This window comes from Methylobacterium nigriterrae, from assembly GCF_037106235.1.
Classification (GTDB): Bacteria; Pseudomonadota; Alphaproteobacteria; order Rhizobiales; family Beijerinckiaceae; genus Methylobacterium; species Methylobacterium nigriterrae.
Genome location: NZ_JBAWTG010000997.1, coordinates 1 through 259 on the forward strand (window position 1 = coordinate 1; position 259 = coordinate 259).

General features: G+C 78.0%; 1 pseudogene. It reads left to right on the plus strand.

The features are described from left to right. A pseudogene (locus tag WDW90_RS40010) lies at positions 1-259 on the plus strand (ubiquinone biosynthesis protein UbiH); the annotation flags it as partial.

Below are 259 nucleotides of genomic sequence, written 5' to 3' on the forward strand. Positions count from 1 at the left end.
CGACGACACCGGCAGCCTATTCCGGCCGCCCCCGGCCCGGTTCCGGGCCTCCGAGATCGGGCTCGAGGCCTTCGGCTGGACCGTCGAGAGCGCCCGCCTCGTCGAGAGCCTGCGGATGGAGGCCCGCGCCGCGCCGGGCCTGACCCTGTTCGAGTGAGACGCAGGGCCTTGCGAGCGCGGCGAGGCGGAGGCTCGCCTCGCGCTCGAGGACGGGCGGGGCGTCGCGGCCCGGCTCGTGGTCGCGGCAGACGGCGCGCGC